Annotated in this window: 13 protein-coding genes; 11 read left to right on the top strand and 2 right to left on the bottom strand. The window is 72.9% G+C overall.

Going from position 1 to position 14,227, the window contains the following annotated elements; genetic code table 11:
- Nucleotides 1-8: 8 nt before the first annotated feature.
- Both ectA and pip read right to left on the bottom strand, forming a co-directional pair.
- Nucleotides 9-557, bottom strand: coding sequence for a diaminobutyrate acetyltransferase (ectA, locus tag ABWI07_RS34440; RefSeq protein WP_149257194.1), 549 nt, complete (start codon nucleotides 555-557; stop codon nucleotides 9-11).
- 619 nt (nucleotides 558-1,176) lie between these two features.
- Nucleotides 1,177-2,145: a prolyl aminopeptidase gene (gene pip, locus ABWI07_RS34435; protein WP_149257193.1), complete on the bottom strand. Its 969-nt coding sequence runs from the start codon at nucleotides 2,143-2,145 to the stop codon at nucleotides 1,177-1,179.
- Nucleotides 2,146-2,518: 373 nt separating this feature from the next.
- Between pip and ABWI07_RS34430 the strand changes: the two genes are divergently transcribed.
- From ABWI07_RS34430 to ABWI07_RS34380, 11 genes are all read left to right on the top strand, one after another.
- A complete protein-coding gene (locus tag ABWI07_RS34430) occupies nucleotides 2,519-4,261 on the top strand; it encodes a coiled-coil domain-containing protein (protein WP_353821124.1) in 1,743 nt (580 codons plus the stop codon).
- A 797-nt stretch (nucleotides 4,262-5,058) separates the two neighbouring features.
- Nucleotides 5,059-6,753, top strand: coding sequence for a CTP synthase (pyrG, locus tag ABWI07_RS34425; RefSeq protein WP_149257191.1), 1,695 nt, complete (start codon nucleotides 5,059-5,061; stop codon nucleotides 6,751-6,753).
- A complete protein-coding gene (locus ABWI07_RS34420; protein ID WP_149257190.1) occupies nucleotides 6,750-7,394 on the top strand; it encodes an NUDIX domain-containing protein in 645 nt (214 codons plus the stop codon). The genes pyrG and ABWI07_RS34420 overlap by 4 nt, the downstream gene beginning before the upstream one ends.
- Before the next feature lie 36 nt (nucleotides 7,395-7,430).
- The gene (locus tag ABWI07_RS34415) at nucleotides 7,431-8,468 is read left to right on the top strand and encodes a site-specific tyrosine recombinase XerD (protein ID WP_353821123.1); all 1,038 of its coding nucleotides are present in this window, start codon (nucleotides 7,431-7,433) and stop codon (nucleotides 8,466-8,468) included.
- A gap of 205 nt (nucleotides 8,469-8,673) precedes the next feature.
- On the top strand, nucleotides 8,674-9,540 hold the full coding sequence (locus tag ABWI07_RS34410; RefSeq protein ID WP_305790869.1) for a ParA family protein: 867 nt from the start codon (nucleotides 8,674-8,676) through the stop codon (nucleotides 9,538-9,540).
- A 37-nt stretch (nucleotides 9,541-9,577) separates the two neighbouring features.
- On the top strand, nucleotides 9,578-10,210 hold the full coding sequence (locus tag ABWI07_RS34405) for a SecDF P1 head subdomain-containing protein (RefSeq protein ID WP_353821122.1): 633 nt from the start codon (nucleotides 9,578-9,580) through the stop codon (nucleotides 10,208-10,210).
- A gap of 117 nt (nucleotides 10,211-10,327) precedes the next feature.
- Nucleotides 10,328-11,227 carry a segregation and condensation protein A gene (locus ABWI07_RS34400; protein ID WP_235036624.1) on the top strand — a complete coding sequence of 300 codons (900 nt, stop codon included), beginning with the start codon at nucleotides 10,328-10,330 and terminating at the stop codon, nucleotides 11,225-11,227.
- Nucleotides 11,220-11,795 carry an SMC-Scp complex subunit ScpB gene (gene scpB, locus ABWI07_RS34395; RefSeq protein WP_353821121.1) on the top strand — a complete coding sequence of 192 codons (576 nt, stop codon included), beginning with the start codon at nucleotides 11,220-11,222 and terminating at the stop codon, nucleotides 11,793-11,795. Before ABWI07_RS34400 ends, scpB begins: the two co-directional genes overlap by 8 nt.
- Nucleotides 11,796-11,889: 94 nt before the next feature.
- Nucleotides 11,890-12,621, top strand: a complete 732-nt coding sequence (locus ABWI07_RS34390) for a pseudouridine synthase (protein WP_149257186.1) — start codon at nucleotides 11,890-11,892, stop codon at nucleotides 12,619-12,621.
- 79 nt (nucleotides 12,622-12,700) lie between these two features.
- The gene (aroH, locus tag ABWI07_RS34385; protein WP_149257185.1) at nucleotides 12,701-13,063 is read left to right on the top strand and encodes a chorismate mutase; all 363 of its coding nucleotides are present in this window, start codon (nucleotides 12,701-12,703) and stop codon (nucleotides 13,061-13,063) included.
- A gap of 10 nt (nucleotides 13,064-13,073) precedes the next feature.
- Nucleotides 13,074-14,165, top strand: a complete 1,092-nt coding sequence (locus ABWI07_RS34380; RefSeq protein WP_235036522.1) for a prephenate dehydrogenase — start codon at nucleotides 13,074-13,076, stop codon at nucleotides 14,163-14,165.
- The last annotated feature ends 62 nt before the right edge of the window (nucleotides 14,166-14,227 follow it).

Raw genomic sequence — 14,227 nt, 5'->3', positions numbered from 1 at the left:
GCGGGGGGTCAGTTCGCGGCGGTGATCGGGCCGATCCTGAAGAGCACCTCGGGCTCGTGTCCCCCCTCGGGGAAGTGCTCCGCGGCGAACAGCGGGCTGCGGGCGAGTTCGCACCCGCGGGCCCTGGCGAAGGATTCGAACATCGCGGTGGAGGCGGCGTTGTCCGGCGTGACCGTGGCCTCCATGAACCGGTGCCCGCGGGGGGCGAGCCGGTCGGCCAGGCCGTCGAGCATGCGGCGGGCGAGGCCCCTGCCGCGGTGGTCGCGGTCGACCGCGACCTGCCACACGAAGAACGTGTCCGGACGGGACGGGCGGACGTAGCCGGTGATGAAGCCGCAGGGGCCCGCGTCGTCGCGCGCGACGATCGAGGTGTCCGCGAAATCGCGGCACCAGAGCGCGTAGCTGTACGGCGAGTTGACGTCCAGGACCTGAGAGTCCCGGGCGAGCCGCCAAAGCGCGGGTCCATCGGCGAGGCTCGGCTCCTGGAGTAGCACTTCCGCGTTCGTCTCGTTCTTCTCGGGGCGTCGGGTCGGTGATTCCAGGGGTTGCGCTGCCATGTCCAGGCAACTTAGCGAATCTCGCGCGATGATCGCAGATGATTGTTATCGGCGAGATGTTTAGCCGTGCCGATCGCTGGGTATGATTAAATGCTTTTGCGATTCGGGTGCAATTTCGGCGGTCTCGATGCGGGCCGCGATCCGCGTTTCCCCGTGATACGCAGGCGGTACTGCCGGATGCGCCGGAGATGTTGCGTGCATGCTTCCTGAATGCAACCTTAACGTTTCGCCGCTGCGTCAGGAGTGCTTTTTTATATCGGTTATGTGAGGTAAGTCACATAGATCCGGTGTCAACGGGGCCGGTGCGGCGGGCGTCACTTCGCATCGCGGGAGGTCGAGCCGCGGGCGGCCGGGCTGTGGCGGGAGTGGGCCAAGGCACTCTCCGAGGCCCCGTGTACTTACCTTCAAGGGGCAGGTGCTCCATCCAGAGGGTAAGACCTGGATGGCTTATGAGTTAGGGAATCCGGGTTTCGGTCCGCTTCCGGGGCGGCCGAGGCCCGGCGGGAACGCCGGACGCCGGCCTCCTTGCGGACGTCCTGAATCAGCCTAAAGGTGAGACCGATTCAGGTTCGGCCTTTCATCGTCCGATTTCTCTACGTTATCAAATGGTCACGATGAGTCATGATTTGCCCGCGAAGCGGTCGGTCGCCTCGATCAGGCGGTGCAGGATCCCCGGCTCACTGTAGGCGTGCCCCGCGTCGTCGACGATGTGGAAGTCGGCCTCGGGCCACGCGCGGTGCAGGTCCCACGCCGTCGCGACCGGCGTGCACACGTCGTAGCGCCCCTGCACGATCACGGCCGGGATGTGGCGGATCTTGTCCACGTCCCGGATCAGCTGGTCCTCCTCGAGGAACCCCCCGTTGGTGAAGTAGTGGTTCTCGATGCGGGCGAACGCCACCGCGTACTCCGGCTCGCCGAACCCGCCGGCCATCTCCGGGTCGGGCCGCAGGGTGAGCGTCGAGCCCTCCCACGTCGCCCACGCCTTCGCGGCCGCGACCCGCACCTCGGGGTCCGGCGACTCGAGCCGCTCGCGGAACGCCGAGATGAGGTCCTCGCGCTCGTCCTCGGGGATCGGCTCGACGTACTTCTCCCACAGGTCGGGGAACAGCAGCGACGCCCCCTCCTGGTAGAACCAGTACAGCTCGAACGGCCGCAGGGTGAAGATGCCGCGCAGCACCAGCTCGGTCACCCGGTCGGGGTGCGTCTGCGCGTACGCCAGCGACAGCGCGCTGCCCCAGCTCCCGCCGAACACCAGCCAGCGCTCGATGCCGAGGTGCTCGCGGAGCCGCTCCATGTCGGCGACCAGGTTCCAGGTGGTGTTGCTCTCCAGCGACACCTCCGGGTCCTTCGCGTGCGGCAGGCTGCGGCCGCAGTTGCGCTGGTCGAACAGGACGATCCGGTACGCCTCGGGGTCGAACTGCCGGCGGTGGGCCGGGCTGCACCCGCCGCCCGGCCCGCCGTGCAGCATCACGGCGGGCTTGCCGTCGGGGTTCCCGCAGACCTCCCAGTAGATACGGTTTCCATCGCCGACGTCGAGCAGCCCGGAGTCGTGGGGCTCGATCGGCGGGTACAGCGTGCGAAGCTCCATGGAGCGCGATTGTCCCATCCGGCCCGCGTACCGGCGGGATGTGACCCACCGCACCCCGCGGAAGGGCCGCACGGGGGGTGATCAGGCGTCCTGCGTGCGCGAACACCGGGCGGATGTCGAGAGGGCAAACCCCAAACTGGGCAAACGTTCCGCTGGTCGGGACTAGAGTGCCTCTAGTGAGCGAAGCGAGGAGCCACAGGGCCGGCAGCGGAGCGAACGAGATGTGCACAACGACCCCCGCGAACGCGGCCGTGCGCCGCCGGGCGAGGAGACACGTGAGCGAAGTGACGAGCCGTCGGGCCGGTAACGCTGCGAGCAGGGCGAACGGCGTGCCGCCGGTCGGCCCGCTCCCGTCCGGGAGGCGAGGAGACCGGTGAGCGAGCTGAACGGATCCGGCGGTTCCCGGGGCGTCCCCGAGGGGGCGGCCCCCTGGCCCGCCATGGGACGCGACCCGGGCGGCGCGCAGCAGGCGCTGCCGTCCGCCCAGCAGCCCATCCAGATGTCCAAGCCCGGACAGCCCGGCCAACCGGGCCAGCCCGGCAGGCACGGGCAGACGGGGGAGATGGTGCGCCCCGACGTCGAGCAGACCGAGGCCCAGCCCTGGGACATCGTCGAGCGGCTCCGCCAGATGGCCGACCTCATCGGCGACGCGCTCGCCGCCGGGGAGCGCAAGGTCAACGAGGCGCAGACCGAGACGGCGTCGCAGATCGCCGCCGTCCAGGCGGAGAAGGAGTCCGCGCAGCGCGACGCGGCCGCCGCCTGGGGCGAGGTGCAGCGTGCCCGCGGCCAGGCCGAGCAGGCTGACCGCCGCGCCGTGGAGGCCGAGCGCCGCCTCACCGAGGCCCAGAACGAGAGCGCCTCGCAGGTCGCGGCCGTCCAGGCGGAGAAGGAGTCCGCGCAGCGCGACGCCGCGGCCGCGTGGGGCGAGGTGCAGCGCGCTCGCGGCCAGGCCGAGCAGGCTGACCGCCGCGCCGTGGAGGCCGAGCGCCAGGTCGCCGAGGCCGAGCGCCGCACCGCCGAGGTCCAGAACGAGGCCGTCACGCAGATCGCGGCGCTCCAGACCGAGAAGGAGAACGCCCAGCGCGACGCGGCCGCCGCCTGGAACCAGGCCCAGCAGGGCCGCGCCCAGGCCGACCAGGCCCGCGGCCAGGCCGAGCAGGCGCGCGTCCAGGCCGACCAGGCCCGCGCGCAGGCCGAGCAGACCCGCGCGCAGATGGAGCAGCTGCAGGCCCAGGTCGAGCAGGCCGAGCGCCGCGTCGCCGAGGCCGAGGCGACGGTCCGGCAGGCGATCCAGCAGCGCGACGCCATGAGCGAGGCCCGCGACGACGCCCTGCGCGCCGTCGAGGACGCCGTCGGCGCCCGCCGCTCCGCCGAGGCCGAGCGCGACCGCGTCGCAGAGCAGGCGGGGGAGCTGTCCCGCGCGCTGGAGACCGCGCACAGCGAGCTGTCGGCGCTGCGCGCCAAGGTCACCGACGCCGAGATGACCGCGCAGAACCTGCAGCACGCCGTCGTCGCCGCCGGCAAGGAGGCCGACGAGTCCCGGCGCCGCGCCGAGGTCGCCGAGCGCCGCGCGCAGGAGAACGAGCGCCGCGCCCAGGAGGCCGAGCGGCGGGTGCAGGACGCCGAGCGCCGCGCCCAGGAGGCCGCCGCGCGCGCCGACGCCGCTGAGGCCGAGCGGCAGCAGGCCCTCGACACGGCCGCCCAGTCGCTGGAAGCCGCCAAGAAGGCCGAGCGGGAGCGCGACGGCAGCGCCAAGGCGCGCGAGGCCGCCGAGCGGGGCCGCGAGGCCGCCGTCCAGGCGCAGGCGCGCGCCGAGTCCGAGCTCACCCTGGCCCGCGGCCGCGCCGACCAGGCCGGGCGCGAGCGCGACAAGACCGTCGCCGCGATGCGCCAGCTGGCCGCCGAACGCGACGCCGTCGCCGAGAAGCTCGCCGAGCGCGACCAGTGGGTCGACCAGCTGGCCCAGGCCGTCACCGAGCAGCGCGCCCAGATCGCCGAACTCTCCCAGGAACGCGACGCCGCCCGCCAGGCCGCCGACCAGGCCCGCTCCCTGATCGACGAGCTGACCAGGCAACTCCGCACCATCATGCCCACGGCAGCCACCCCCCGCCTCTAGGCGGCGCGCACCCACCCGGAGCCCGCAAAAGCCAGAGCCGCCGCCGCGCCCCCAGGCGCGGCGGCCGCGTCGACCCAGCCGTCGCCGCAACCACGCGACGATCCGCCGGTCGTGCTCGGGTCTGTAGGCGGGTGGTTTGAAGGGCCCATCGTCGTACTAGGCGGGTGTGGCGGCCACGACGGCCACGTCGATACCGGCCGGCGCAGTGATCACGCGGCGCTCATGGGGCTGTGATCGCGTCCGTTGGCAGGTGCGGCCCGCCGAGCTGAGCCGGGGCGGCGCAGCGACACCTGAGCCGGCGTCGCGGCCACGCGACGATCCGCCGGTTGTCCTTGGGGCTGTAGGCGGGGCGAGTTGCAGGGCCCGCCTTCGTGCCGGGCGCGTGTGGCGGGCGCGACGACATCAGCCGTCGCCGCAACAACGCGACGACCGGAAGGTTGCGATCGCGTCCGAAGGCAGGTTCGAGCTTGCGAGAACCTGATCGCGCAGTGAGCCGCTAGGCGAGTCGGAGCGATGCCAGCGATCGCCCGCGTTTCTCGACGATGGAGGCCCTCTGGGGCTGAAGGAGGAGAGGGACGCAGTGGGAACGTTGCGATCGCGTCCGAAGGCAGGGGCGAGCGGAGCGAGACCCTGATCGCGCAGTGAGCCGCTAGGCGAGTCGGAGCGATGCCAGCGATCGCCCGCGTTTCTCGACGATGGAGGCCCCCCGGGGCCGAAGGAGGAGAGAAATGCAATAAGCTAGAACCCCGTGGACAGTGCGGTACCGTCCGCCTCGCAACGACCACGGGAGCGCCTTCTTGCCATCGGCTACCACTGGTAGATCACGTCCTACCAAGCATCTCTTCGTCACCGGCGGTGTCGCCTCCAGCCTCGGCAAGGGTCTGACGGCGTCCAGCCTCGGGCGGCTCCTGGCCCTCCGCGGGCTCCGGGTCACCATGCAGAAGCTCGACCCCTACCTCAACGTCGACCCGGGCACGATGAACCCGTTCCAGCACGGCGAGGTCTTCGTCACTGACGACGGCGCCGAGACGGACCTGGACATCGGGCACTACGAGCGGTTCCTCGACACCGAGCTGCACGGGTCCGCGAACGTCACCACCGGTCAGGTGTACTCGAACGTGATCGCCAAGGAGCGGCGCGGGGAGTACCTCGGCGACACCGTCCAGGTGATCCCGCACATCACCAACGAGATCAAGGACCGGATCCGCGGGATGGCCGACGACGGCGACGTCGACATCGTCATCACCGAGGTGGGCGGGACGGTCGGCGACATCGAGTCGCTGCCGTTCCTGGAGTCGGTCCGGCAGATCCGGCACGAGATCGGGCGGGAGAACTGCTTCTTCCTGCACGTGTCCCTGCTGCCCTACATCGGCCCGTCCGGGGAGCTGAAGACCAAGCCGACGCAGCACTCGGTCGCGGCGCTGCGCTCCATCGGCATCCAGCCCGACGCGATCGTGTGCCGGTCGGACCGGCCGATCACCGACGGGCTCAAGCACAAGATCAGCCTGATGTGCGACGTGGACCGCGAGGCCGTGGTGTCCGCGGTGGACGCCGCCAGCATCTACGACATCCCGAAGGTGCTGCACTCCGAGGGCCTGGACGCCTACGTGGTGCGCCGCCTGGACCTGCCGTTCCGCGACGTCGACTGGGGCGCGTGGGACGAGCTGCTCCGCCGCGTCCACAAGCCCGCCCGCGAGGTCACGATCGCGCTGGTCGGCAAGTACATCGACCTGCCCGACGCCTACCTGTCGGTCACCGAGGCGCTGCGGCACGGCGGGTTCGGCAACGACGCCAAGGTGCACATCCGCTGGGTGAAGAGCGACGACTGCGAGACGCCCGAGGGCGCCAAGCGGGAGCTCGACGGCGTCGACGGCGTCCTCGTCCCCGGCGGGTTCGGCGTCCGCGGCATCGAGGGCAAGCTCGGCGCGGTCCGGTACGCGCGGGAGAACCGCGTCCCGCTGCTCGGCATCTGCCTCGGGCTCCAGTGCATGGTCATCGAGGCGGCGCGGAACCTCGGGGGGCTCGGCGACGCCGGGAGCGCCGAGTTCGACGCCACCACCGCCCACCCGGTCGTCGCCACGATGGCCGACCAGCTCGACGTCGTCGCCGGGGAGCGCGACATGGGCGGCACGATGCGGCTCGGCCTCTACCCGGCGGACCTGGCCGACGGCTCGGTCGTGCGGGACCTGTACGGGGAGGCGAAGGTGTCCGAGCGGCACCGGCACCGCTACGAGGTCAACAACGCCTACCGCGACCGGCTGGAGGAGGCGGGGCTCCGGTTCTCGGGCCTGTCGCCCGACGGCCGCCTGGTCGAGTACGTCGAGCTGCCCCGCGAGCAGCACCCGTTCTTCGTCGGGACGCAGGCGCACCCGGAGTTCCGGTCCCGCCCGACCCGGCCGCATCCGCTGTTCACCGGGCTCGTCTCGGCCGCCCTCGACTACGCCGAGGCGCGCGCGGGCGAGGGCGAGGCCGGGACGGTGGCGGCGTCATGAGCGGCGAGGAGCTCGGCCCGGACGACGTCCGAGACCGCCCTGACAGATGGAAGGTCGTGGAGTCGTCCACGGTCTACCAAGGGCGCGTCTTCAGCGTCCGCAGCGACCGGGTGGAGATGCCGCGCGGCGACGCCACGGAGGCCGTCGGCCGCGACGTGATCGAGCACATCGGCTCGGTCGGCGTCATCGCGGTCGACGACCGCGACCGGGTGCTGCTGCTGCGCCAGTACCGGCACCCGGTGTCGCGGCTGCTGTGGGAGGCGCCCGCCGGGCTGCGCGACGTCGACGGCGAGCCCCTGCACAAGCTCGCGGAGCGCGAGCTGCTGGAGGAGGCCGGGTACCGCGCCGAGCGCTGGGACACCCTGCTCGACGTGTACCCCTCGCCGGGCATGGCCGACGAGCGCATCCGGATCTTCCTGGCGCGCGGCCTCACCGAGGTGCCCGCCGACCAGATCGACTTCGAGCGCGTCCACGAGGAGGCCGACATGCCGGTCGTGTGGGTGCCGCTGGAGGAGGCGGTCCGCAAGGTGTTCGCCGGCGAGCTGCACAACATGATCGCGTGCATGGGGATCCTCGCGGTGCACGCGGCCCGCGGCTCGGACTTCGCGGACCTGCGCCCCGTCGACGCGCCGGAGGACTGAGCCGGATGAGGTCCCCCTCCGGCGGCCGGAGGGGGCATGATGGGCGGGTCCCCGGACCCCACGGCCGGAAGAGGTGCCGCCCTGTCCCCGAGCCCGTCCTCCCGGAGCACCGCGCGGCGCCCCGCCCCTGACCCCGGCGCGGGTTCCGCGCTCGACTCGGCGGTGCGCGGGTACCTGGGGCACCTCGCGGTCGAGCGCGGTCTCGCCGCCAACACGCTCAGCTCCTACCGCCGCGACCTGCGCCGGTACGCGCGGGCGCAGGAGGAGCGGGGGCGCGGGTCGATCGGGGAGATCACCGAGGACGACGTCCGCGCGTTCCTGGTGGGGCTGCGCGAGGGCGACGACGACCATCCGCCGCTGTCGGCGGGCTCGGCGGCGCGGGCGCTCGTGGCCGTCCGCGGGCTGCACCGGTTCGCACTGCGCGAGGGCCTCGCCGCCGGCGACCCCGCGCACGACGTCAAGCCGCCGACGCCGCCGCGCCGGCTGCCGAAGGCGATCTCGCTGGAGGAGGTCGAGCGGCTGCTCGCGGCGGCGGCCGGGCCGTCCGGCGACCCCGGCACCGCGCGCGGCCTGCGCGACCGGGCGCTGCTGGAGCTGCTGTACGGGTCGGGCGCGCGCATCTCCGAGGCCGTCGGCCTGGACGTCGACGACCTCGACCTGCGGGACGGGTTCGCGCGCGTCGCCGGCAAGGGCGGCAAGGCCCGGGTGGTGCCCATCGGCGACTACGCCCGCGAGGCCGTGGACGCCTACCTCGTGCGGGCCCGGCCCGAGCTGGCCGGGGCCGGGCGGGGCGGCCCGGCGCTGTTCCTGAACGCGCGGGGCGGGCGGCTGTCGCGGCAGGGCGCCTGGATGGTGCTGCGCGCCGCGGCCGACCGGGCGAAGCTGTCGGAGGTGTCCCCGCACACGCTGCGGCACTCGTTCGCCACCCACCTGCTGGACGGGGGCGCCGACGTCCGCGTCGTCCAGGAGCTGCTCGGGCACGCGTCGGTCACCACCACGCAGGTCTACACGCTCGTCACCGTCCAGCTGCTGCGCGAGGTCTACGCGACCTCGCACCCGCGGGCGCGGAACTGACCGCCCGGCGGGCGCAGCGGACACGCACTAAGGGACGAATCGGATCATCCGCCCCATCGACAAATCGCGACGTTCGTTGCGCGTCGGCTTGAGCGACGGGGTGGACGGCCCTAGAGTCCCCGTTCTGGATGGCATTTCCGGGCCGTCGGGGAGGGATCTGGTGACCAGCACTAACAGTGCGGATGGAGTCCTCTCCTCCGCCACCATAGAGACCGATCCGAGCCGCGCCCTCGGGCCCACGCAGCGCCCCGTCCCGGTGTTCCCGGAGCCGGAGCCGCTGGCCGAGCACGGGCCCGCGCGGATCGTGGCCGTCTGCAACCAGAAGGGCGGGGTCGGCAAGACCACCACGACGATCAACCTGGGCGCCGCGCTCGCCGAGTACGGCCGCCGCGTCCTGCTCGTCGACTTCGACCCGCAGGGCGCCCTGTCGGTCGGCCTCGGCAAGGGCGACCCGCGCCAGCTCGACGTGACGATCCACAACCTGCTGCTCGAACGCGACACCGAGTGGGAGGACGTCGTCATCGAGACCGGCGTCGACGGGATGGACCTGCTGCCGAGCAACATCGACCTGTCCGGCGCCGAGGTCCAGCTCGTCCACGAGGTCGGCCGCGAGTACATCCTGCAGGGCGCGCTTAAGTCTGCCGTCGAGCACTACGACTACATCCTCATCGACTGCCAGCCGTCGCTCGGCCTGCTCACCGTGAACGCGCTGGCAGCCAGCGAGGGCGTGCTGATCCCGCTGGAGTGCGAGTACTTCGCGATGCGCGGCGTCGCGCTGCTGATGGAGACGATCGAGAAGGTGCAGGGCCGGATCAACCCGGGCCTGGTCATCGACGGGGTCCTCGGCACCATGTACGACTCGCGGACGCTGCACACCCGCGAGGTCCTCGGGCGCATCGTCGAGGCGTTCGGCGACACGGTGTTCCACACCGTGATCAACCGCACGGTGCGGTTCCCCGACGCGACCGTGGCGGGGGAGCCGATCACGTTCTTCGACCCCAGCTCGATGGGCGCCAACGCCTACCGCAGCCTGGCCCGGGAGGTCTTGGTCAGGTGGGCGGAGACCGAGTGACGCCGTCCGGCGCCCCCTGACCCCCGACGGAGCGCACATGGGCACCCCCCCGCCCCTGCCTTACGACCCGCCGCCGGGCCCGCCGCCCGGCGCCCTGCCGCCGCCCCCGCCCCGCCGGGGCCTGGGCACGCCGGCCATCATGCTGATCGTCGTCGCGGCCGTGGTGCTCGTCGCGGTCGGCGGCACGGGGGCCTACCTGGCCCTGCGCGACAAGGACGACGGGTCCTCGTCCGGGCCGGTCGACCTGCGCGTGCCGCTGACGTTCCGGCTCCTGGCGGGCGTCTCGGCCCCGCCGTGCGCGGGCGTCACCGTCTCCGGCTCCTCCGAGTGCTACGTCCTGGGTCCGGACGCGCTGACGGTGCACCGGCTGGAAGGGGTCAAGGCCGTCCCGCCCGATCCCGCGCGCGGCAGCCCTGCCTGGTCGGTCGAGCTGACGCTGACCTCGGCGGACGCGCCCCGGTTCGCAGCCCTGACCCGCAAGGCCGCCGACGCCTCCGCCGCCCAGGCGCCCGGCGGGCGGATGGCCATGCTGGTCGGCGGGTCGCTCGTGTCCCAGCCCGCGCAGGTGATGGAGGCCATCACCGGCGGCAGAGTCCAGATGACCGGACCCGCCGGCGGCTTCACCCGCGAGGACGCAAGGGCCGTCGTCCGGAAGCTGACCGGCGAGTAGCGCCCGGCCCGCCGCGTCACCGCCCGTGGCCGCCGGAGTGCGCGGGCACGCGCCGGGCATGGGACGATGGGGCCGGTGAGCACAGCGCACGAGGAGCTCTCCGCTACCGTGAGCGACGTGGACGCGACGTCGCCCGAACCGGGGCAGGAGACCGAGGAGGAGCAGGGGTTCCGCGTCCGCCTGGACAACTTCGAGGGCCCCTTCGACCTGCTGCTCGGGCTGATCTCCAAGCACAAGCTCGACATCACCGAGGTGTCGCTGCACAAGGTCACCGACGACTTCATCGCCCACATCCGCTCGCACGGCGCCGACTGGGACCTCGACCAGGCCAGCCACTTCCTGCTGGTCGCCGCGACCCTGCTGGACCTCAAGGCCGCGCGGCTGCTGCCGTCCGGTGAGGTCGACGACGAGGAGGACCTGGCGCTGCTGGAGGCCCGCGACCTGCTGTTCGCGCGGCTGCTGCAGTACCGGGCCTACAAGGAGGTGGCGCGGGTGTTCGCCGCGCGCGCCGCCGACGCGAGCCGCCGGTTCCCGCGCCTGGTCCCGATGGAGCCGAAGTTCGCGAACCTGCTGCCGGAGGTGCTGCTCGGCCTCGGCCCCGACGAGTTCGCCCGGCTCGCCGCCAAGGCGCTCACGCCGAAGGCGCCGCCGGCGGTCTCGGTCGAGCACATGTACCAGCCGAAGGCCAGCGTCAAGGAGCAGGCCGCGATCGTCGTGGAGCGGCTCCGCCGGCTGCGGCAGACCACGTTCCGGGTGCTGGCGGCCGACGCGGAGGGCACCTACGAGGTGGTCGCGCGGTTCCTGGCGCTGCTGGAGCTGTACCGGGAGCAGGCGGTCACGTTCGAGCAGCACGAGCCCCTCGGCGAGCTCCACATCACCTGGACCGGCACCGACGCGGGCGACGTGGAGGTCGGCGACGACTACGAGGGCGCCCCGAAGAAGGACCCCGCGGAGGGCGCCGGGGACGCCGCCGGAGCCGACGGGAAGAGCCGGAAGGACGAGGAAGACGATGAGTGAGGAACCCGGCGTGGACGCGCCGGAGCTTCCGGGGCTGCGCGCCTCGATCGAGGCGATCCTGCTCGTGGTGGACGAGCCGGTCACCGAGATGACGCTCGCGCAGCTGCTGGAGCGCCCCCGCGGGGAGGTCGCGGAGACGCTGCGGGAGCTGGCCGCGGAATACACCGAGCAGGGCCGGGGGTTCGACCTCAGGGAGGTCGCCGGCGGCTGGCGGTTCTACACCCGGGACGTCTGCGCCCCGGTGGTGGAGCGGTTCGTCACCGACGGGCAGCAGGCGCGGCTGACCCAGGCCGCGCTGGAGACGCTCGCCGTCGTCGCCTACCGGCAGCCGGTGAGCCGGGCCCGCGTGTCGGCGATCCGCGGCGTCAACAGCGACGGCGTCATGCGGACGCTGACGCTGCGGGGCCTGATCGAGGACGCCGGGCAGGATCCGGAGTCGCAGGCCCACCTCTACCGGACCACCGGCTACTTCCTGGAGCGGCTGGGGCTGCGCGACCTCGACGAGCTTCCCGAGCTCGCCCCCTACCTCCCCGATGACCTGCCAGACGACATAGTTGAGGACGCGTGAGCGAAGTGACGAGCCCCTGGGCGGGGAACGCAGCGAACCGGGCGGGCGCGGCGGCGCCCGCTCCCCGGCCACGAGCCGCCAGGTGAGGGGACCAGTGAACGAGAAGGAGGGCGTGCGCCTGCAGAAGGTCCTGGCCGAGGCCGGGATCGGCAGCCGCCGCCACTGCGAGGAGCTGATCGGCGAGGGCCGCGTCACCGTCAACGGGAAGAAGGTCTTCCGGTTCGGTGAGCGCGTCGACCCCCAGCGCGCCGTCATCCACGTGGACGGCAAGCGGGTCGAGACCCGCTCCGAGATGCGCTACTACGCGATCAACAAGCCGCGCGGCGTGGTGTCCACGATGGCCGACGAGCGGGGCCGCAAGTCCCTGGCCGACTACGTGGAGGTGCCCGAGCGGCTGTTCCACGTCGGGCGGCTGGACACCGACACCGAGGGACTGATCCTGCTCACCAACGACGGCGAGCTGTCGCACCGGCTGACCCACCCGTCCTACGGGGTGTTCAAGACCTACCTGGCGGAGATCCACGGCCCGATCCCGCGCGACCTCGGCAAGCGCCTCAAGGCCGGCGTCGTCCTGGACGACGGGCCCGCGAAGGCCGACAAGTTCCGCGTGTTCGACCAGGTCGGCCGGCGCGTCCTGGTCGAGATCACCCTGCACGAGGGGCGCAAGCACATCGTCCGGCGGCTGCTGAAGGAGGTCGGCTTCCCCGTCCAGCAGCTCGCCCGCGTCGAGTTCGGCCCGATCAAGCTGGGCCAGCTGAAGCCGGGCGGCATGCGGGCGCTCACCGTCCAGGAGGTCGGCGAGCTCTACAAGGCCGTCGGGCTCTAGCGCGCCCGGGCACGGCGAGAGCACGGCACCACGAGAACACGGCACCACGAGGGACACCGGGACCAGAGGGGGTACGACTGTGGCGGTACGCGCGGTCCGTGGCGCGACGCAGATCGACGCCGACGACCGGGACCAGATCCTGGAGGCGACGACCGAGCTCGTCTCCGAGGTGATGGCCCGCAACGGGCTGTCCACCGACGACGTGATCAGCGTCGTCTTCACGGTGACGCCGGACCTGACGGCGGAGTTCCCGGCGCTCGCCGCCCGCAAGCTCGGGTTCCACGAGGTGCCGCTGCTGTGCGCCACCGAGATCGGCGTCCCCGGCGCGCTGCCGCGGGTCATCCGGCTCATGGCGCACATCGCGACGGACCGGTCCCGCTCGGAGGTCCAGCACGTGTACCTGCGCGGCGCGACGGCGCTCCGGCTGGACATCGCACAGTAGGGTTTCGAGCGTGAACGAGGACGTGGTGCCGCGGCGGATCGTCGTGGTCGGGACCGGCCTGATCGGGACGTCGATCGCCCTGGCGATGCGGGAGCGCGGCGTCGAGGTGCTGCTGACCGACCGGGACTCGGCCGCACTGGCCCTGGCCGTGGAGCTCGGCGCGGGCGAGGCCCTGCCGGACGGCGCGCGTGCGGAGCCCGCCGACCTGGCGGTCCTCGCGGTGCCGCCGGCGGCGGTGGCGGTGACGCTGCTGGACGCGCAGAAGCGCGGCCTGGCGACCGCCTACACCGACGTGGCGAGCGTGAAGGCGCTGCCGCTGGCGCAGGCCGCCGAGCTGGGCTGCGACCTGACGACGTTCGTGGCGGGCCATCCCCTCGCCGGGAGCGAGCGGTCCGGGCCGAGCGCGGCGCGGCCGGACCTGTTCCTCGGCCGGCCGTGGGCGCTGTGCGCGACCCCGGAGGCGACGCCGGAGACGGTCGAGGTCGTCACCGGCCTGGCGAAGGCGTGCGGCGCGATGCCGGTGCAGGTGGACGCCGACGAGCACGACCGGGCGGTCGCGCTCGTCTCGCACGCCCCGCACGTGGTGTCGGCCGCGGTCGCCGCCCGCCTGACCGGCGCCGACGACGTGGCGCTCGGCCTGTCCGGGCAGGGCGTGCGGGACGTCACCCGGATCGCGGCGAGCGACCCGCGGCTGTGGATCGGGATCCTGTCGGCCAACTCCCAGCCCGTCGCCGACGTGCTGGAGGCCGTCGCCACCGATCTCGCGGTGGCGGCGTCGCTGCTGCGCGACGGCAGCGAGGAGGCCGCCACGCACGTCGCCGACCTGCTGCTGCGCGGGAACGCGGGCCGGTCGCGCATCCCGGGCAAGCACGGCGGCGACCAGCCCGCCTACGCGACGGTCCAGGTGGTCATCCCCGACCGGCCGGGCGAGCTGGCGATGATCTTCCAGGCGGCGGGGATCGCGCAGGTCAACATCGAGGACGTGACGATCGAGCACTCGCCGGGCCGCCCGCTCGGCGTGCTGGAGCTGTCGGTCGTCCCGGAGGCGGCCGAGCGGCTGGCGCAGGAGCTGCGCGGGCGCGGCTGGTCCGTGCCCGGCTAGGCCCCAGTGGTACCGGCGGGCCGGTAACCTGGAGCGCTAAAGGCTTGTTCCGGGGGGACTTC

The organism is Actinomadura sp. NPDC000600, from assembly GCF_040492135.1.
In the GTDB taxonomy this organism is placed as follows: domain Bacteria; phylum Actinomycetota; class Actinomycetes; order Streptosporangiales; family Streptosporangiaceae; genus Spirillospora.
This window is presented reverse-complemented; position numbering and strand designations above follow the sequence as displayed.